General features: G+C 69.4%; 9 protein-coding genes. 4 read left to right on the top strand and 5 right to left on the bottom strand.

The genetic code is table 11. The annotated features are described in order from the left end of the window. Positions 1-21: 21 nt before the first annotated feature. Positions 22-3639: a LamG-like jellyroll fold domain-containing protein gene (locus tag OG933_RS30285; RefSeq protein WP_405629881.1), complete on the bottom strand. Its 3618-nt coding sequence runs from the start codon at positions 3637-3639 to the stop codon at positions 22-24. A 595-nt stretch (positions 3640-4234) separates the two neighbouring features. Between OG933_RS30285 and OG933_RS30280 the strand changes: the two genes are divergently transcribed. Then, a complete protein-coding gene (locus OG933_RS30280; RefSeq protein ID WP_405629880.1) occupies positions 4235-5368 on the top strand; it encodes an acyltransferase family protein in 1134 nt (377 codons plus the stop codon). 33 nt (positions 5369-5401) lie between these two features. Here OG933_RS30280 and OG933_RS30275 read toward each other — a convergent pair whose 3' ends face one another. Next, positions 5402-5710 carry a hypothetical protein gene (locus OG933_RS30275; RefSeq protein WP_405629878.1) on the bottom strand — a complete coding sequence of 103 codons (309 nt, stop codon included), beginning with the start codon at positions 5708-5710 and terminating at the stop codon, positions 5402-5404. Between OG933_RS30275 and OG933_RS30270 the strand changes: the two genes are divergently transcribed. From OG933_RS30270 to OG933_RS30260, 3 genes are all read left to right on the top strand, one after another. Beyond that, positions 5694-5879 (top strand): hypothetical protein, encoded by a 186-nt coding sequence (locus OG933_RS30270; protein WP_405629876.1) that lies wholly within the window; start codon positions 5694-5696, stop codon positions 5877-5879. The genes OG933_RS30275 and OG933_RS30270 overlap by 17 nt on opposite strands. 115 nt (positions 5880-5994) lie before the next feature. Further along, positions 5995-6435 carry a hypothetical protein gene (locus OG933_RS30265; RefSeq protein WP_405629874.1) on the top strand — a complete coding sequence of 147 codons (441 nt, stop codon included), beginning with the start codon at positions 5995-5997 and terminating at the stop codon, positions 6433-6435. After that, positions 6432-8588, top strand: coding sequence for a hypothetical protein (locus OG933_RS30260; RefSeq protein WP_362524066.1), 2157 nt, complete (start codon positions 6432-6434; stop codon positions 8586-8588). The genes OG933_RS30265 and OG933_RS30260 overlap by 4 nt, the downstream gene beginning before the upstream one ends. A 5-nt stretch (positions 8589-8593) precedes the next feature. Here the strand turns inward: OG933_RS30260 and OG933_RS30255 are convergent, their stop codons facing one another. The 3 genes from OG933_RS30255 to OG933_RS30245 form a co-directional block, all read right to left on the bottom strand. Continuing rightward, positions 8594-15160 carry an RHS repeat-associated core domain-containing protein gene (locus OG933_RS30255; protein ID WP_405633566.1) on the bottom strand — a complete coding sequence of 2189 codons (6567 nt, stop codon included), beginning with the start codon at positions 15158-15160 and terminating at the stop codon, positions 8594-8596. A gap of 138 nt (positions 15161-15298) precedes the next feature. After that, the gene (locus OG933_RS30250) at positions 15299-19063 is read right to left on the bottom strand and encodes a LamG-like jellyroll fold domain-containing protein (protein ID WP_362524222.1); all 3765 of its coding nucleotides are present in this window, start codon (positions 19061-19063) and stop codon (positions 15299-15301) included. A 318-nt stretch (positions 19064-19381) separates the two neighbouring features. Continuing rightward, positions 19382-19576, bottom strand: coding sequence for a hypothetical protein (locus OG933_RS30245; protein WP_327182784.1), 195 nt, complete (start codon positions 19574-19576; stop codon positions 19382-19384). Positions 19577-19637 lie beyond the last annotated feature (61 nt).

Here is a 19637-nt window from a genome sequence, read left to right as displayed (position 1 = left end):
GCTGCCCCGGCCCACGTGACGTCAGTCGCCCACGGTTTCCTCGACCTGGTCGGATCCGGCCATCGCGCCCGCCCACAGCCGGACTTCCGAAACGCGTCCCGGGACGTAGTGCTCCCACGCGGTATTGCTGAATCCCTTGCCGACCGCGAAGTCACCGGCACCGATCTTTGCCGTGAATGCCTCGTCGTCGCCGTTCTGGACGGCTCCCAGATAGAGACCGATCGTGCCGTCCTGGGCGTTGAAGACACCGGTCATCCTGACAGTGCCGTCCACCATCGCGGCCTCGTCGGACGCCACCGCGCTGAACGTGCCGTTGACGTTGAGCCGGCCGAAGCGCCAAAAGCCCACCGGAACGGTCTTCTCCTCCAGGGTCTCCTCGTCCAGCACGGTCTGCTTGCCGGTCAGCTCGTACCAGAAGCCCCAGGCCGACCCGTCGGCCGTCCGCTGCCCGACCACCTGACCTGTGTAGCCGACGCTCTTGTCCTTGAGCACGTCACTGTCCAGGGCCGCCAGCGCAGTGACGGTGAACGAACCCGTGTCGTCCACGATGGGCCCGGCCGCGGTGGCCGCGTCGTCCACCCCGTCGAACACGATCGACTCGCCGTCCAACGAGGCCCCACCGCTGAGGGTCAGCGACCGGCCGTAGCCCGAGGTGGAGTCCGCGATCGTGGTGCCGGAACCCCGGTCGGCGGACCAGTCGGCGACCAGCTCCACACCGGCATAAGCCTCCGAGGTCAGCGTCCTCGCTTCCTCCGCGATCGCTTCCGCCGACAGGGCCCGCTGCCACGTCGTGGGCTCGTCGATGCTGCCGTTGAAGTAGTCGGTGTAGACGTCGGCCCAGATGCCCCTGCCGATCTGCAGAGGCCCCGATCCCTTCCACGCCGTCCCGGCGTCGACGCTGCTCTGCAGTGCTCCGTTGACGTACAGGCTGACCTTCTTCGCCTCGGCGTCGTGCACACCGACGACGTGAGTCCACACACCACGCGGCGTCGCCTGCGAGGCACTGGCCTTGCGAAGGGTTCCGTCGGTACCCATCACGCTCATGCTCCAGGTGTTGGCCCCTCCACCCGCGTACGACAACCCGAACGGGATGTACTTCTTCGAGAAGGGGCTCGCACTGTCGGGCGCCTGGCTGAGCACCGTCAACGTCCGCGAGGCACTGGGATCGACCCGCACCCACGCCGAGACCGTATAGGAGGCGGAGGTGTCCAGCACGGTGGCTGCCGTGGCCGCATAGCCCGTGCTGCCGTCGAGAGCCAGCCCCTTGTCCGTCACCGGAGTCTCCAAGGCCACGCCCGACGCGTCACGTGTGATCAGACCGCGGCGGCCACGGTCGTCGCGTACCGCGCCACCGGCCAGGGCCGCGTTGTCAGAGCCGTCCCACGTCGCGGAGTCCACGGCGGCACCGTCGGCCTCGGTGAAGTTCCACTGACCGACCGGCTTCTCACCGTCGGCCACGAGGAAGTCGACGACCGACTGCGCGCCGTAGCGGCTGACGTTGTCCTTCGCTCTCACATACAGGCGGTACGTACCTTCCTTGGGCGGTGTGATGCCCACCGACACCGTCGAACCGGTCTGGTCAGCGGACCATGCGGCCGTGGAGGAGAGCCTGTACTGGTAGGCGACGTTGTTCGCGTCACCCGTAGCGGGCTTGAAGGTGAAGGTGCCCTTCACCGCAGGCCCGCCATGGGCCGTGCACTCGTTGGTCGTGCACGCCGTGTAGGGCGTACCCACGGTGATCTGCGGTGCCTTGGGTGCCGTCGGATCCACCTTGAAATAGCACGGCGTGGTGTAGCCGGTGTTCTGCCGGCTGCTGCCGTCCTCGTAGTACGACAGGGTCAGCGCTCTCAACCGGTACAGCACGCCCTCCTGGAGAGTGGGCAAACTGCGCGACTGCTTGACGAGGTTCCCCACATAGCCTGTGGACGGACCGTCCAGGTCGGTGTGGGCGAGAGTCCACGTCGAGCCGTCGGACTTCTCCGTCCGCCACCGGATGCGCAGGCTGGCTCCCACTGAGCCTCCGGACGCGGTGCGCGGCTTCCCCTGCACCAGCGGGGTGGGATCGGACACGATGGCCGGGTCGGTCGAGCTGGTGGAACAGACGTATCCGGTGCCGGTGATCACGCCCACCTCGGTCGGGAGGGCAGGCACCGCCACGAACTTCACCGCGAGCACGGCGTCGTTCTTGAACCTCTTCCAGGCCGACGGGTCGGATTCGTCGTGCGCCTTGATCTCCAGCGTGAGCCGGGAGAACTTGCCCGCCGCGAAGTTCGACACCGTCGAGGTGAGGTTCTCGTTCGTCTCGTCCGCGCTGTCGTTGAACTCGATCGGCGCGTCCGGCGCGTCCGGGTCGCACAACGAGCCACGGCCCGCCGAGACGTTCCGGTCCACCATCAGGTCCAGCTCCGCCGGCCGCGAGGACCACGTGGTCGCCGAGGAGATGTTGTTCGTACGGACCAGGTCCACCCAGCGCGGATCACATTGGAACGCCCACGGCTCCGTCACCCGGAACGTCGCGTCCAGCACCTTCTTGCCCTTCAGGCTGGCCGGGGAGAACTCGAAGTACAGCTTCTGCACATACCCCGGACCGCAGTAATAGCCGTTCCAGGTACCGCACTTGCCGGCGCCCTTGCCCTGGTCGTCGTCGCCGTTGCTCCAGCCGTACGACTCGTAGCCGTCACTGCGCAGCAAGGTGCGCTCGGACTCACCCCAGGTCACCGTCGGGTCGATGAAGAGCGGAAAGGCCGAGGCATCGGACTTGGTGAGCATCTCCGTGTCCGGCACGACCGACAGCGAGTCCTTGGTGACAGCAACGTCCATCTTCGCGACCTTGTCACCCTGACCGGGCTCCAGACCCGAACCGGACGGCGCCACCTCAGCAGGGTCGGAGGGCACAACCGGCTCCTCACCCAGCGCCTGCGCCCGCACCAACTGAGTCTGAGCACCGGATGTCTCGGACTCGCCGGACGCCTCTCCCGCCGAGTCCCACATCCGCGCCGGCGGCGCCCTGAACACCGTACGGCCACTGCCGTCGACAGCAGAGAGGTTGTGGGCGACACCCTCGTGGACGTCCAGCCCCTGAGCCTTGAGCCCGAAGGTGAGCTTCTTCAGCTCCTCGTTCGCGGCCGCGTCCGGCGTCTTGACGACGAACACCGGCTGGAAGCTCTCGGGGGTTGCCGTCACCTGAAGGTCGACACCCGGAAGGACCTCGGCGTACACGGCGCTGGGGCCGTCCAGTTGCGGTGCGGGCAGCTTGCCCGGCCACTCCAGTTCCAGCGAACTGCCCTGGTCCTCGATCCGAGCCAGGGGCGCCTTGTCGCCTCCCGCCGAGAACGCGATCGACACGGCAGCGGCCTTGGGCCCGATCGAACCATCGGAACGTTTCTCCAGAGACGCATCCGGGGCCTGCCAGCCGCCGCCCGCCTTGGCCACGCGCACAGGAACGGCCGACTGCTCCATCGTGAACGTGAAGCCATCGGGATTGGCGTAGACCGTGGTCCGGTCCGTACGCTCCCCCGTCACCTCCACCCGCTGACCGGACTCCTCCGCCTCGGCCAGCGCCTGCTGCCCCTCGGTCAGGGCTGCTGAATCCGCCTCTGGAGGAGAAGCCGCAGCCTGCTGAGCAGGCAGCGCCAGCATGCTCAGCAGCACGGCAAACGCGGCTGCGGCTGTCGTCGCTCCCGCCGCTCCGCGTCTACGACGTCCGAACATGTCTGACCCACCCCGTGCGAACCGCACAGAACTCCGCCCCCAGAGTCACAAGATCTTCAAAAAAGTAAGCGCATTCAAACCCTCGTCTCACCTTGCGTCAAGGATTTATCACCATGCGCAGTCGCCCCTTGACACCACACTTGGCTTGTATGCGATCCCTGTTGACGGCACGGGTTCCCTCGTGCAGACCGTGGGACGGTCGAGCCGGCTTCTACCAGCCGTTCCATCAGTAGCGGCCCTTGGGAGCAGACGGGCTTCAGCCCAGATTCTCTGCTCAAGTGCTTGTTGAGCAGAGAATCTGAGGGTGGCATTGCCAACAGTCGCAGAGAGCCGCTGTACGAGCACCCGGTCCCGACCGCCGGCGCTCGGGCAGCGCGGGGATTCGGGATTCCCTGCCTACGCACGGTCGCCGCGGTCGCCTCTCTGGCCGAAAGTGGTCACTGGAGGTTCCGGTCGACCGTGCCCATGCGATGCCGTCGAACCGCGATGTTAGTCTCGCGCTTTTCAACCACGAAGGACCCCGTTGACCCCCACACCGGCCCCCACCCGTGACCGCCTGCCCTCCCTCACCGGGCTGCGGTTCTGGGCCGCGCTCCTCGTCGTGCTGTATCACCTGTCGCGGCAGGTCGGGATCGTGCCGGGGGTCAGTGATGTCGTCTGGTACGGGCGTAGTGGGGTCACGTTCTTCTTCGTGTTGTCGGGGGTCGTGCTCGCCTGGACCTACGACGGTGCGGGGGTGTCCGCGCGGGTGTTCCTGTGGCGGCGGTTCGCGCGGATCTGGCCGCTGCTCGCCGTCAGTGTCGGGGCGTCCGTCGGGGTGTGGTGGGCGCTCATGGACCGGGCCGTGTCCGTCAAGGCGGTGGGCGCGACCTTGTTGCTCGTGCACGCCTGGTTCCCGCAGCCCGTCATCTTCACCGGGGGTAATCCCGCCGCCTGGTCGCTGAGTGACGAGGCCTGGTTCTATCTGATCTTCCCTGTGCTGCTGGCCTTGCTTGCCGAGCGACGAGCCAGGGTGTGGGGGTGGACGGCGGTCGCGGTCGGTCTCGGTGCGCTGCTGTTGTGGCCCGCGCTGTCCGGGGCGTCGGCCACCACCCGCACCTGGGCGCTCGACTATCTGCCGCTGACCCGCTCCCTTCAGTTCGTGCTCGGAGTGGTGGCGGGCCTCGCGCTCAAGCGCGGTTGGCGGTCGCCCGTGTCGCTGCCGGTGGCCTTCGGGCTCGTCGTCGCCTGGCATCTGGTGCTGATTCCGTGGTCGGGCGCGGTGCCGGATGCCGTCTGGTACAGCCCCTACTCCGCCTCCCAGCTGCTCTCCGCGCCCCTCTTCGCGGCCCTGATCTGCGCCGCCGCCCGTGCCGACCTCGACGGGCGGCGGACCGGGCTGGGCGGGGCCTGGATGATCCGGCTGGGGCACTGGTCGTTCGCCTGGTATCTCCTGCACGAGATCGTGATCCGGGTGGCCGTCTTCGAGTGGGGCAAGCCCGCGCCCGGCGGCGAGACGGTCGCGTTCTGGGCGGGGGTGCTGGTCGTCAGCCTCACCCTCGCGGCCCTGGCCTACACCTGCGTCGAACACCCCGCGGAGCGCCGGCTGCGGAGCCTCGTGGGACAGCGGCGGACCTCCGCACCCGCACGCCCGTCCGCCGACGTGACCGCCAGGTGAGGGTGAGCTGACGCAGCTACCCTCGCCGTCGGCTCAGAGCGCCGAGGTCGGCCGACACCGCTGCCAGAGCCGCCACAACCGGACGGCCGTCGCCCAGACCGCCGCGATCAGGCCGGCCACGGCGAGGAACGCCAGCAGGACCAGCATGGGGTTGACCCAGGCAGGCACGAGGTCGTACGAGGCGTTGCACTTGTTGTGGAGCGGGAAGAGCTGCGACGGCTCGCGCCAGTGCTCCGTGCGGTAGGCGTCGTCGTACTTCTGGCCCTTCAGGAGCGTGCAGGTCTCCGCCACGTCCAGGCCGCCGGACCACGCTCCCCAGAACCACGTGAGGAAGCCCCCCACGCACGACAGCACCGAGAGCGTCAGCCAGAAGACCGGCGTCCGCCGCACCAACCACGCCCTCGCGTTCGCGACCGCGACCGCGACCGCCGCCTTGCCGGACACCGTCTCTCCCGACACCGTCTCTCCCGACACCCTCTTCCCCGACGCCCTCTCCCCGACCATCCCGTGATTCTCCCCTCCCGGTGATCAGAACGCTCCGCCACCCCCAACTGCCGTCTGTACCATGCGTTTTGTCCCGTGCGCGCACTCAGCGGGCCGGGGTGGCCAGGGGGAGGGGACGGAACATGCTGAGCGAGGCGTTGACCGCGGCTGCGGCCGGTGGGGGGATGGCCGTCGTGCAGTCGGCCGGGGCGGACAGCTGGGCCTGGTTCCGGGTGCGGTGCGCTCGGCTCGTCGGGCGAGGGGACGCCGACGCCGAACGGGAGGCGATCGAGCGGCTCGACCGGACCGCCGCCGTGCTGAACGCCGTCGACGAGGGCGACCGGGAGCGGGTGCGGGCCGTGCACGCGGTCCTGTGGCAAGGGGAGTTCGCCTCACTGCTGGAGGCCCTCGCGCAGGAGGAGCGGGATCGGCTCGTCGAGCAACTCGTGCAGCTGACCAAGGAGTTCGGTGCAGATGACGGGCCGCAGGGCGGCGCCGTCAGCGGGAACACCTTTCACGGGCCCACCGCCGTGCAGACCGGCGATCACAACCGGCAGGAGAACCACTTCGGGTCCGGCGGATGAGCGGCCCCCGTCCCGAGGCCGGCAGCGCCGAGTCGGACCCCGGCGACAGAGGTCCGCGCGACGCGAACTCCGTCTCCGGCAACGCCTTCCATGGGCCCACCGCCTTCCAGGTCGGTGACCACAACACCCAGAACATCCATCACCACGTCGCCCACACCGCCGCCGCCACCGTGGACCCCCTCGACACCACCGCCGACGAGCTCGCCCGGGTCGTCGGCGCGCAGTGGCAGGAGGAGGCCGGGCTGCGGCGGCTGCTCGAGCCCGCGCCGCTGCCCGTGCGGTGGCGGGTGAGTGAGCGGAAGGTGGCGGGTCGGGTCGTCGGGGCCACGGGGGAGGGAGCGGGGCGGGCGCGGTTCGGGCCGTTGCCGGGGCTCGGACCGGCCACCCGGGGCCGGCTTCGTGACGGCGGCGGGCTGTCCGAACTGCACGCCGTCTACGGCGGGTTGGCCTCCGGGCGGCTGCTGCTCGTCGGAGCGCCGGCCGCCGGAAAGACCGCCGCGGCCGTGCTGCTGCTCCTCGACGCGCTCGCCCATCGGGCCGCGCGGGCCGCACCCGCCGACCGGGCCCGCGTGCCCGTGCCCGTGCTGCTCTCCCTCGACGGGTGGAATCCCGGCGAGGACACGGCCGTCGACTGGGCCGCCGACCGGCTGACCCGCCAGTACACCCTCTTCCACGGGAAGGGCGGGCGGGCCCGCGCCCGGCAGCTGCTCGAACAGGGACGCGTCTCCCTCTTCCTCGACGGCCTCGACGAGGTCACCGGCAAGCTGCGCGGGGCCATGGTCGGCGCGCTGGAGACGGCGCCCTTCCGGCTGGTGCTCGTCTCCCGGGCCAAGGAGGCCGTGCTCACCGCGAAGAAGGCGCGGCTGGGCGGTGCTCTCGCGGTGGAGATCCAGCCGGTCAGGCCCGCCGACGCCGCCGGGTATCTGCTGAACCGGCTGCCTTCCACTCCGTCCCCCGCCTGGCAGCAGCTCACCGGGCGGCTGCTCACGGAGACCGGTTCGCCCGCCGCCGAGCCGCTGGCCGCCGCCCTCACCGGGCCCTTGGCCATCGCCCTGCTCCGCGACGTCTACGGCGACGACGATCCCGTCGACGAACTGCTCGACAGCGCCCGCTTTCCCACTCGCGCCGCCGTCGAGAACCATCTCCTCGATCACGCGGTCGTCGCCGCCTACGCCCGGCGCCCCGGACACCCCCGCCCGCGCTACTCCGCCAGGACGGCCGAACGCACGCTCCGGTACCTAGCCGCCCGGCTCACCCAGGAGGGTGCCCGCGATCTGCGCTGGTGGCACACTCCCGGCTGGACGGGCCACCGGCCGCGGCTGATCGCCGTATGGATCGTCTCCACGGTCGTGTGCGGGCCGCCCGGCGTGGTCATGACCTGGAGTCTGTACCCGACTCCGCTGGTGATCGTGATCGGTACCCTCTCGGCGATCGGGGGCGGCTACGGCATCGCCTGCCGCGTCGCGGAGTTCAGCGAGCCGCAGCCGTTGTCGAGTGCCGGCTGGCGCGACATCTTCACCCCGGATACGGTCCGGTCCGGCATCCGGCAGTGGCTTTTCGTGGGTACCGGGCTCTGCCTCCTGCTGCCGCTGGTCTTCGACCCCGGCCCGCCGATCTGGCTGCTGTACCTGGTGACGCTGCCCATCGGCTTCTCCGAGCTGCTGGTGACAGGCCGAGGACACAAGATCCTCTCCGGCACCCCGTTGCTCTCCGTCGGCTCGGGCCGTAGCTACGACAAGGTTCGAGAGGAGTTCGCCCGGCCCCAGGTGGTGGACACCCGGTCAGTGGGCCCGGTGGACGTGTGGCGGCACCACATAGGGCTGCGGCTCTTCCTGGGGCTGCTGACCGGATTCGCCCTCGCGCTGTACATCGGCCCGATCATCGCCTGGGCGCAGTACCCGCTCCTCGGTGCGATGTTCGCACTGACGGCCGCCCTGTGGACCGGTGCCACCTCGGTCCTCGTCGGCAACCTCGCCGTCGCCACCACCCTCACCGCGGTACAGCTCCACTTCGAGGAGGGCACCCCCGTACGGTTGATGCACTTCCTGGAGGACGCCCGTCGCCGCAACCTGCTGCGGGCGACGGGCCCCGTCTACCAGTTCCGGCACGCACGACTCCAGGAGCGGCTGGCCGCGAGAAGCGCGCCGGAGTGATCAGCTCACCGGCCGGGCGCCGGCATCGGAACGGTCTCGGTCCATCGGAACGTCATCGACAACGGTTTCTGGCCGCCGGGGAAGACCGCGCGGGCGGTGTTGGAGATGCCCGACGCCATCGGGTCCTTCGCTCCGCTCTCGTACCCTTCCTTCGACACGCCACGGGTCAGTGACTCGACGGTCATCTTCTGTGTGATCTCGAACTGCACCGTTCCGCGCCGGTTCAGCTTGTTGTATCCGGTCACGGTCGCCTTCATGTTGAAGGAGCCGAGCACCGCGCGGGTGGCGCCCGCCGCCGTGTCCGGGTCGTTGTCACCGGCGAGCTGCATGAGGGCGTCGGACACTTCGCCCACCATCATTCCCTTGAGGGGAAGATCGTTCATGGCCGCGCCGTACTTGGTCTTGTAGTCGAGCCCCTTGATGGTCTGCCCTATCTTCGTGTTCTTGCGGTGCGAGAGGAACGTGCGCACGACCTGCATCCAGATGTGATCCTGGACGGCCTGGGTCATCTTGTCGTTCTTGTCGAAGTAGTAGGCGGACGGTGTGACGCCCATGAACCACATGGCCGTGAGCTGGGTGGCGTTCGGGTTGAGGATGACCTCCGGGTTGAGCACCAACTGCTCGCGGTAGGCGGCCGCGGCCCGACGGCCCAACTCGTCCTGTCGCGTCCACGTGTCGCCACTGGCCGTGCCGCAGTTGCTGTTGCACGGGTGGGGTGACTGCGGCTTGGAATAGTCGACGGCCTCGTTGGGGCGACCGTTGCCGGGGGTGCCGTCCGGGCGGGTCGGGCAGGGCGTGTCGTCGCCGTTGCCGCCGCAGGCGAGGCCCAGGCCGGTGGGGTCGCTGTGGGTGAGCGGGTTCTGTACCGCGTACGTGTAGCCGTTGAGGCTCTGGAGTTCGCCGGATTCCAGGAGCGGGTCGACGCTGATGAACTGACCGATGGACGCGTCGTATTCACGGGCGCCGATGTGGGTCAGGCCCGACGTGGCGTCCCGTGTCTTGCCCAGGAAGCCCTTGTCGTCCGGCCAGGGGCCGTTCAGCGTCGTGCCGCGGTCGGCGCCGAAGGGCGTGGTGTAGCGCTTGGTGAAGGTCTGGCCGGTGTCCGGGTTGAGCGCCAGCGTCGAGGTCTGGTGCTGGTCGCCCGAGAGGTAGGTGAGCTTGTTGGCGCCCGACTGGTTGGAGCGGACGGCGACCGTCAGTTCCTCGGCACCGTAGTAACGCTGCGACCAGGTGGTCCCGTTGGCGCGGAGGTGGAGTTCGGTGGCGCCGGTGTACAGAACGCGCTCGCCGTTCTGCGTGCTGCGGATCAGTAGGGTGCCGTCCGTGGTGTAGAGGTAGTCGGTCGCCACGCCGCCCTCGGTGAGCTTGCTCAACTTGCCGTCGGGCGACCACTCCAGGGTCTGTGTTCCGCTCGCGCCGGGGCGGTGCCAGGTGTTGCCGGACTTGTCGTAGTCGTAGGAACGCTCCGGGGTGGCGCAGTCGGTCTTGGTCGTGGTGCCGGTCAGGGTGTGCGGCTGGGCGGTGAGGGTCGTGGGGTAGCAGTACGTCGTCCTGGTGTCGCCGGTGCTCTTGTGGACCGTCTCGCTGGACCGCTGGCCCGCGGCGTTGTAGGAGTAGGACGACCAGTACGGGGCCGGGCCCGACAGGCTCGACGCGCTCCTGGTGTCGGTGCACTTCTGCGAGGCGGGCGTCCAGGCCTCGGTCAGGCGCTGGTGGCCGTCGTAGGTGAAGCACTGGGTGTCCGCGGAGCCGGTGCCGCCCAGGAGGGTCGGGTCACTGATCGCGGTGACGTTACCGGTCTGGTCGTAGGTGTAGGTGAGGTCCTGGAGCATGTAGCCGTGGGTCTGGTCGGTGACATGGCTGTTGGTCAGGCGGCCGGTGCCCTCCTCATAGGTGTTCGCCACGTAGACGCTCTTGTTGCCGGTGCCGCCGGTGCCCAGGGTCAGCTGCTGCGGTTGCGCCAGCGCCGAGTAGTCCACGTCCAGCAGGTATCCGGTCGCGCCGCCCACCGAGGTCACGTCGCCCACGTCGTCGTATCCGTATTCGACGATCTCGGACGACAGGCCGCCCACGGCCGGCTCACGGCTGAACTTCTTGCTGCCGTCGACGTTGTACCCCGTCTCGTATGCCACCGTGGCGGACGCGCCCGCCTTCACGAACGGGTCGCTGTCCGGCAGTTGCAGCTCGGTACCCGTGGGCCGGTTCAGGCTGTCGTAGGCGGTGACGGTCTGCGTGTAGGCCGCGCCCGCCTTGCCGCCGACGTAGCGGGTGGAGGAGGTGAGCTGACCCTTGAGGAGGGTGTCGTAGACGAAGCCGGTGAGCTGGTTGCCGTCCGTCTTGGAGGTCTTCCACGTACCGGTGATCCGGCCCAGCACGTCGTAGTCGGTCACGACGGCCGTGCCGCGCGCGTCCGTCGTCCTGACCGGACGGTCGAGGGCGTCGAACTCGGTGAGGGTCACGCCCTTGTCCGGGTCGGTACTGATGCCCTCACGGCCGAACAGGTCGTAGACGTAAGACCACTTGGCGCCGTCGGGGCCGGTGAGCGTCAGCTTCCTGCCGTCGAGGGCGAAGTCCGTCTTCGTGGACGTGTACGCGGCGCCGGCGCTGCCGCCGTAGGCGGCGTCGGCCGGGCTCGTGCTCGCGTACTCGCGGGTCTCCGTCGCCTGGCCGCGGACGTCGGTGATCGTGCGCTGCGCCGAACCGCCCTCCAGGGCCGTGGTCGCGACCGAGTCGCCCGTGTAACCGGTGCTGGTGGCCCACTTCTTGATGCCGTAGGTGTAGAGGGTGCTGGTCGTCGCGCGGCCCGCCCCGTCGAACACCGTCCCCGTCTGCTGGGGCGCCTCGCCGTACTCGGCCCGTGTGTACGTGCCGTTGGGCGTGCTGGTGTTGTCGAAGATGTCGGCGTACGTCTCGTAGGCCAGGCCCCGCGTGTCGTAGCGCGTGTCCGTCAGCAGCCGGCCGCCCTCAGGGGTGGGCGACTGGGTCTGCAGGGGGCGCAGGAGCGCGTCGTAGATCGTGTAGGTGGTCTTGTAGGTGTCGCCGTCCTTCTTCAGCGTCGAAGTCGACACCCAGGACGGCTTGGCGCTGTCCGTGTGGTACGCGTACTTCTGGTTGGGGGTCTGGCTGCCGCTCGTCCGGTTCGGCAACCACACGTCGGTGAGCCGGCCGAGGGCGTCGTAGGCCATCTCGGTCTTCTTGAGACCGACGTCGTAGGTGCGCAGCGGCACCGCGCGACGCGGGTCGAGGAAGGTGACCGTGTTGTACGTCTTGGCGTCCGTGGTGACGGTCTTGGTCAGCGGCCCCGCGTCGACGGGCGTGTAGGCGGTGCTGGTGGGGTTCCCCACCGCGTCGGTGACCTTGAGGGTGCGGCCCAGGGTGTCGTACGTCGTGGTGGTGGCCGTCTGCCAGCCGGACGGGAGCCGGTCGCCGGCCGCGTCTGCGGTCGCGGTGTAGCCGGTGGGACGGCCGGTCCAGGTCGCCAGGCCCTTGGTGGGCTTCTGGGCCGCCGACCAGGTGGTGGCGTTCGCGGTGTCGTAGACGGTGCCGACGTCGGCGAGCACACTGCCCCGCTCGGGGGCGGCCGGGTTCATCGTCGCGGGCAGGGCGAGGGAGGCGTCCGCGGTCGCGCAGCTGCGGGCGACCGTGCGGGTGCGGGAGGTCAGGCCGGTGAGACCGACGTCGGCGTTGCGGGCGTACCAGGTGCGGGTGCAGGTCTCGTCCGAGGCCTTGCCGACCTGCCCGGAGTCGTCGACCGTGACGGGCATGCCGTAGCTGTCGTAGGTCGTGTTCGTCAGGCGCTCGCGCCATGTCTGCGAGGCCGTCAGGTAGGTGTAGCTGTGCACCTTCTGCGGGCGGACGAAGCGGGCGACGTGGTCGCCGGCGCCGGACACGCTCTGGCGGGCGGTCTCCGTCGACCAGGGGTCGTTCACGGTCGCCGAGATCGCGGTGGAGCCGTCGTACGTGACCTGCTCGCGCAACTGCCCCGAGTACGGCTCGCTGTCGGTGATGGATGCGGCCCCGAGAGCGGGCGTCGACAAGGGGGCGACGGAGACGGACTTGTCGGTGCCGTCGCTCTTCTCGTCACCGTCCATGCCCTGGAGGTAGAGGGAGACGGTGCGGGAGCGGGTCACGCCCGTCGCGCCGGTCCACGCGGTCACCTGGGCGTAGCCGCGCCACTCCGACCAGGTCCGCTCGGCCTTCGGCGCGAACGGGTCGTCGCTGTAGTGCCAGGCGGCACCGCTGTAGGAGTACGCGTTCTCGACCGCCTCGTTGTTGCCTGTCGGGTCGGACACGCCGACGGCCAGCACCCGGTACTTCTGGAACCAGTCGATCGAGGCGTCCTCGCCACCGTTGATGTGCCAGAACTGCGGGTAGCACGAACGGGTGTTGGTGTCCGGGGCCGCGCCCAGCACCTGGCTGCGCACGCACTCCGCCGCCGACAGCGTCACCGTCGTGATCGCACCGGTCTCCGAGACGACGGTGGAGATCCGCGGCCGGGTCAGGGGCAGGATGTCGTCCGTGCCGTCGACGCGGTTCGGCCGCATCTGGTAGGTGAACGAGACCGGGTTCAGCGCGACGCTCGTGGCGCCCGCCTTCGCGGTCCGCTTGAGCGACTTCAGGGTCAGCACCTGGTCGGAGCTGTCGCCGATGTCCCCGCCGTCCAGGTACTGCTCGACCAGGTCCCAGGAGTCCACCGCGTCGTACGCGGCACTGGTGGCGTTGTAGGAGAAGGTGTCGATCCCGGTCAGCCGCTTGCGGGAGAAGAAGGCCGGGCCGACCGCCTTGCACTCGTCGTCGTCCTTGGCGCAGATCGCGTCGAACGGCACGTCCGGCCAGTTGTCGGCGGTGTCCTTGGTCAGGGAGGAGCAGTCCGAGGCGGTGCAGCGCTCGGCGTAGCCGAAGGTGACCTTCGCGTCCGCCTTGTCGGTGAACAGGGCGCCCTTGCGCAGGCCGTACTCGATCCGGTCCAGGTAACCGCCGCGCACGTAGGAGGCGTTGGCGGTTTCGGCCTTGTTCTTCTTGTAGTAGTTCGATTCCTTCGTGTACCAGTAGGTGGCCGCGTTGCCCCGCAGGTCCTCGACGTAGTCGAGGCTCCATCGCCAGGCCTGCGTGAGCGAGCGGTCGCCGAAGGCGTCGCCCGCGGAGTAGCCCGGCTCGCCCGAGTCGTCGCCGAACACCGGCACGGTGGCCGTGGAGTTGGTGCGCTGGGCGTCCGCGCCGTCCAGCTTGTTCTGACCGAACACGTACTTGGTGCCGTCGCCGGTGACGACGGTCCAGTACTCGCCGTTGTCGTCGCCGTTGTCCGCGCCGGTGGACCGGGTCACCTTGGAGGCGTCGTCGCCCTCCAGCCGCCACTGACCGTCATCGTCGTCCTTGACCAGCCGCGTCGACTTGCCGTTCAGGACCAGCCGCGCGTTGTCGTACTTCCAGCAGAGGTCCGAGATGTCCTCGTGGCCGTCCTCGTCGCACGAGCCGTAGGTGCGCTCGATGTAGGACTCGGTGAGCGAGAAGCCCTCTCCGACCGACGTGCCCTGGTTGTTGGACGTAGCGGTGCGGCCGTCGACGCCGCCCGAGTCGTACGACAGCGACAGCGGCGGCAGCGGGCCCGCCGCCGCGGGCGGCAGGGTGAAGTCGTACGACCAGGTGAACGCGCCCGAACTGCCGCCCGCCTCCCAGGACGAGGACTCCGACAGCGGAGTGGCCGAGTAGTTTCCGGTGCCCTTGGGCGACTCCCCGGACCCGGCCGCGGTGGCGGTGACGGCCAGCACGGTGGCGGCCGGGGCGGCGCTGCCCGCGGCCTTCATGAGCTGGGTCGACGCACCGTCCGTGGACTCGGCGATGCTCACCTGCGCCGAAACCGACCGGTGCGCCAGGTCGTTGTCCGACGCGAGCGGACGCTGGGTGCGGCACTCGCTCTTCTCAGGGGTCGTCAGGGCGCACGCGGGAAGCTGCACCAGACGCAGCCGCTGCGACCAGCCGCCTCCCAGGGCCGAGGAGAAGCCGCTGTAGTCCACGCTCACTTCGGCCTTGCCCGCGGTGTCGGCCTCGGCGGTCAGCAGCACACCCGTGACGCCTGCGGCGCGAGCGGCCTGCTGATCCAGCACGGTGACACGCGCCGTGCCCGCCGCCACGCCCTTGCCCGCGGTCGTGCCCTTCCCCGCGGTCGCGGCCTTGTCCCCGGACGGCGGCGCCAACGTGACCGGGACTCCGCCCGGTTCGGCCTTCCCCGCCTTGCCGCCCGTGAGGGCGAGCTTCGCCTCGCCCGCCCCGGGCCAGACCGCCTTCTGCTCCGCACGGGCCCGATCGGCCTGCGCCTTGTTGGCCTTGTTGTCCTGGGCGACCCGTCGCCGGGCTTCCTTCGCGCCGAGGCCGTCGACCGTCTCGACCTTGCTCACCCGGGACTTGGGCACGTCGGGCCGCCCCAGGCCGGAGGTCTCCGCGGCCTGGGCCAGTTGTGCCGCGCCCAGAGGTGCGACGAGCGCGAGGGCCAGCGACGGCACCAGCAGCCGACCGAAGCGGTGCCGGCCGGCACCACCCCCTCGCCAATGTGATGTGCCCCTGCCAAAGATCATGGTCATTTTCCCCCGGTCCTGTCGAAAGAGTTCAGAGAGGGTTCAGAGAGGTTCGGAGCGGTACGGAGAGATGCGGAGCGGTACCGAAAAGTCGGGGCAGGGGCAGCCCGCCGAGCGAGCCGCCCCTGCCCCGCCTCGTCAGTCGCCTACGGTCTCTTCGATCTGCTCGGATCCGGCCATCGCGCCCGCCCACAGGCGAACGTCCGCGACGCGTCCGGGCAGGTAGTGCCCCCACGCGTTGCCGGCGAAGTCCTTGCCGACCGCGAGATCGCCCGAGCCGATCTTGGCCGTGAACGCCTCGTCGTCGCCGTTCTGGACGGCTCCCAGGTAGAGACCGATCGTGCCGTCCTGGGCGTTGAAGACACCGGTCATCCTGACCATGCCGTCCACCATCGCGGCCTCGTCGGACGCCACCGCGCTGAAGGTGCCGTTGGCGTTGAGCCGGCCGAAGCGCCAGAAGCCCACCGGAACGGTCTTCTCCTCCAGGGTCTCCTCGTCCAGCACGGTCTGCTTGTCCGTCAGCTCGTACCAGAAGCCCCAGGCCGACCCGTCGACCGTCCGCTGTCCCACCACCTGGCCGGTGTAGCCGACGCTCTTGCCGGCGAGCGCGGTGGCATCCAGGGACGCCAGCGCCGTCACCGTGAACGACCCCGTGTCGTCCACCACCGGACCCGCCGCCGTGGCCGCGTCGTCCACTCCGTCCAGCACGATCGACTCGCCGTTCAGCGAGGCACCGCCGCCGAGGGTCAGCGACCGGCCGTAGCCCGAGGTGGTGTCCGCGACGGTGCTGTCGACGCCCCGGTCGGCCGACCAGTCGGCGACCAGTTCCACCCCGGCGTACCCCTGCGACGTCAGCGTCCGCGCGTCGTCCGCGATCTCCTCCGCGGACAGGGCCCGCTGCCACGCCGTGGGCTCGTCGATGCTGCCCTTGAAATAGTCCACGTAGGTGTCCGCGTACAGCAGGCGGCCGATCTGGAACGCGCCGTCCGCGTGCCAGGCGGTCCCCGCGTCGACCGAGGCCTGCAGCTTGCCGTTCACATAGAGGTGGACCTTCTTGGCGACGGCGTCATGGACACCGGCCACATACGTCCACACCCCCTTGGGTGACGCGTTCGGTGCCGCCGCCTCGTGGAAGGCACCGTCCGTGCCCAGCACGCGCATGCTCCACTTTCCGCCGTAGGAGATGATGAACGGGCTGTACTTCTTGGTGAACGGGCTCGTCGTCGCCGCGGACTGACTGAGGACCGTGACGGTCTTCGTGGAGGCCGGGTCGACCCGTACCCAGGCGGCGACCGTGTACGACCCCGCCGTGTCCAGCACCGTGCCGGCCGTGGCCGCGTAGCCGGTGCTGCCGTCGAGGGCCAGCCCCTTGTCCGTCACCGGCGTCGCCAGCGGCACACCGGTGGCGTCACGCGTGATCAGCCCGCGACGGCCGCGGTCGTCGCGGACCGCACCGCCGCTCGGGGTCGCGTTGTCCGCGCCGTCCCACGTCGCGGAGTCCACCGCCGTTCCGTCGGCCTCGCCGAACTGCCACTGGCCGACCGGCTTCTCACCGTCGGCAACCACGAAGTCGACGACGGACTGCGCACCGTAGCGGGCCACGTTGTCCTTGGCCCGCACGTACAGGCGGTACGTGCCCGCCTTCGTGGGCGTGATGCCGACCGACACCGTGGCTCCGGTCTGGTCCGGCGACCACGCGGCCGTCGAGGAGAGCTTGTACTGGTAGGCGACGTTGGTGTCGCCGGAGGCGGGCCCGAACTTGAACGTGCCCTTCACCGCGGGCCCGCCGTGAGCGGTGCAGTCGTTGGTCGTGCACGCCGTGTAGGGGCTGCCGACGGTGATGCCGGGTGCCTTGGGCGCGCTGGAGTCCACCTTGAAGTAGCACCAGCCGGTGGTGGTGGCGTTCGACGGTCCGGGCAGATTGCTGGCGCCGCCGTTGTAGTACGACCGTACCCAGCTTCGGTACCGGTAGAGCGTGCCGTCCGTGAGGGTGGACCAGGTCAGCGTCACCTTGGTGTTGTCACCGACGTAGCCGGTCGAGGGACGTGCGTCGCCGTTGCCCGGTGTGGTGTCCACCCAGGTGCTGCCGCTCTTGCTGTCGAGGTCGTAGGCGATCCGCAGCTGGGCGTCCTTCTCACCACCGGCCTTGGTCTGCGCGGTCGCGGCCAGCGTCGGAGTGGGGTCGGAGACGACCGCCGGGTCGCTCTCGGTGGTCTCGCAGACCGTGCCGGAGCCGGTGACGATACCGACGGCGCTCGGTTTGTCGGGCAGGCCGACGAAGTTCACGGCGAGCACGGCGTCGTTCTTGAACCGCTTCCACGCGGCGGTGTCCGACTCGTCGTGCGCCTTGATCTCCAGCGTCAGCCGGGAGAACTTGCCCGCGGCGAAGTTCGACACCGTCGAGGTGAGGTTCTCGTTCGTCTCGTCCGGGTTGTCGTTGAACTCGATCGGCGCGTCCGGCGCGTCCGGGTCGCACAGCGAACCACGGCCCGCCGAGACGTTCCGGTCCACCATCAGGTCCAGCTCCGCCGGCCGCGAGGACCACGTGGTCGCGGAGGAGATGTTGTTCGTACGGACCAGGTCCACCCAGCGCGGATCGCACTGGAACGCCCACGGCTCCGTCACCCGGAACGTCGCGTCCAGGACCTTCTTGCCCTTCAGACTCGCCGGCGAGAACTCGAAGTACAGCTTCTGCACATACCCCGGACCGCAGTAATAGCCGTTCCAGGTACCGCACTTGCCGGCACCCTTGCCCTGGTCGTCGTCGCCGTTGCTCCAGCCGTACGACTCGTAGCCGTCACTGCGCAGCAAGGTGCGCTCCGACTCGCCCCAGGTCACCGTCGGGTCGATGAAGAGCGGAAAGGCCGAGGCATCGGTCCTGGTGAGCATCTCCGTGTCCGGGACGACGGACAGCGAGTCCTTGGTGACAGCGACGTCCATCCTGGCGACCTTGTCACCCTGACCGGGCTCCAGACCCGAACCCGACGGCGCCACCTCGGCGGGGTCGGAGGGCACGACCGGCTCCTCACCCAGCGCCTGCGCCCGCAGCAACTGGGGCTGAGCCCCGGCGGTCTCGTGCGTCTCCGGCGTCTCGGCCGCCTTCGGCGTCTCCGGGACCTCAGGGGCCCTCGGGGCCTCCGGCGTCACAGCAGTCTCCGGCGTCCCGTCAGCCTTCGGCGTCTCCCGCGCTTTCGGCGTCTCGGCCGCTGTTGGCGTCTGTGGCGTCACGGCAGTCTCGCCGGCCGAGTCCCACATCCGCGCCGGTGGTGCCTTGAACACCGTGCGGCCACTGCCGTCGACGGCCGCGAGATTACCCGCCGCGCCCTCGCGAACGTCCAGCCCCTGAGCCTTCAGCCCGAAGGTGAGCTTCTTCAACTCCTCGTTCGCCGCCGCCTCGGGCGTCTTCACCACGAACACCGGCTGGAAGCTCTCCGGCGTCGCCGTCACTTGCAGGTCGACACCCGGCAGCACATCCGCGTATACGGCGCTCGGGCCGTCCAACCGAGGGGACGGAAGCTTGCCCGGCCACTCCAGCTCCAGCGAATTTCCCTGGTCCTCGATCCGCGCCAGCGGCGCTTTGTCGCCCCCTGCCGAGAATGCGATCGACACGGCGGCGGCCTTCGGGCCCACCGAACCATCGGAACGTTTTTCCAGCGTCGCGTCCGGAGCCTGCCAGCCACCGCCCGCCTTGGCCACGCGTATCGGAACCGCCGACTGCTCCAGCGTGAAGGTGAACCCGTCGGGATTGGCGAAGACCGTCGTCCGGTCCGTCCGCTCGCCCGTCACCTCGACCCGCTGACCGGAGTCCTCCGCCTCGGCCAGCGCCTGCTGGCCCTCTGTCGAAGGCGCGGAATCCGCCTCCGGGGAAGCTGCCACAGCCTCCTGCGCGGGCAACGCCAGCATCCCCAGCAACACGGCCAACGCGGCCGCCGTTCCCGTCCCCCTGCGTCTGCCGTGTCTACGACGTCCGAACGTGCCTGAACCGCCCCGTGCCGAAAGCACTGAACTCCGCCCCCCAGAGTCAGAAGATCTCGAAAAAGTAAGCGAATTCAAACCCCTCTTTCACTCAGCGTCAAGAAACTATCGCTGTACGCAATGACCATTTGACGCACCAAAGCCGGTCAACTGCCTCTTGAGAAGTGCGCCGTCGACGGAATCGACGTCCGCGCAGACGACGAAATGAAAGAAAGATGAAAGACAAAGGAAAGGGAACAACAGCCTCTAGCGATTGACGGCCATCACCACATAGAGGCCCGCGATGACCGCGAGCACGCAGACGACGGCCAGGACGATCAGCACGAGGCCGATCAGGCCTGTCGTGCCGGCGATCGCCATCCACCCGGCGCGTTCCGCGCGTTCGGCCTTCTGCACCGCGTCGCGGTAACCGCTGTCGTCGTTCCAGTCGCGATCCGTCATGATCCCCCCTGGCCGGAGTGTACCGCCCGCCTTGTCCCGGCCCTCTGGCTCCGATCCCCTG

Source organism: Streptomyces sp. NBC_00016 (assembly GCF_045040885.1).
In the GTDB taxonomy this organism is placed as follows: Bacteria; Actinomycetota; Actinomycetes; order Streptomycetales; family Streptomycetaceae; genus Streptomyces; species Streptomyces coriariae.
The sequence above is the reverse complement of the archived record's forward strand: the minus strand, read 5'-3'. Positions and strand labels throughout refer to the sequence as shown.

Excerpts from the sequence above, each read along its gene's own strand:
- OG933_RS30285 (WP_405629881.1), bottom strand. The coding sequence starts at position 3,639 with ATGCTGGCGCTGCCTGCTCAGCAGGCTGCGGCTTCTCCTCCAGAGGCG.
- OG933_RS30265 (WP_405629874.1), top strand. The coding sequence starts at position 5,995 with ATGCTGAGCGAGGCGTTGACCGCGGCTGCGGCCGGTGGGGGGATGGCC.
- OG933_RS30260 (WP_362524066.1), top strand. The coding sequence starts at position 6,432 with ATGAGCGGCCCCCGTCCCGAGGCCGGCAGCGCCGAGTCGGACCCCGGC.
- OG933_RS30255 (WP_405633566.1), bottom strand. The coding sequence starts at position 15,160 with ATGATCTTTGGCAGGGGCACATCACATTGGCGAGGGGGTGGTGCCGGC.
- OG933_RS30250 (WP_362524222.1), bottom strand. The coding sequence starts at position 19,063 with ATGCTGGCGTTGCCCGCGCAGGAGGCTGTGGCAGCTTCCCCGGAGGCG.
- OG933_RS30245 (WP_327182784.1), bottom strand. The coding sequence starts at position 19,576 with ATGACGGATCGCGACTGGAACGACGACAGCGGTTACCGCGACGCGGTG.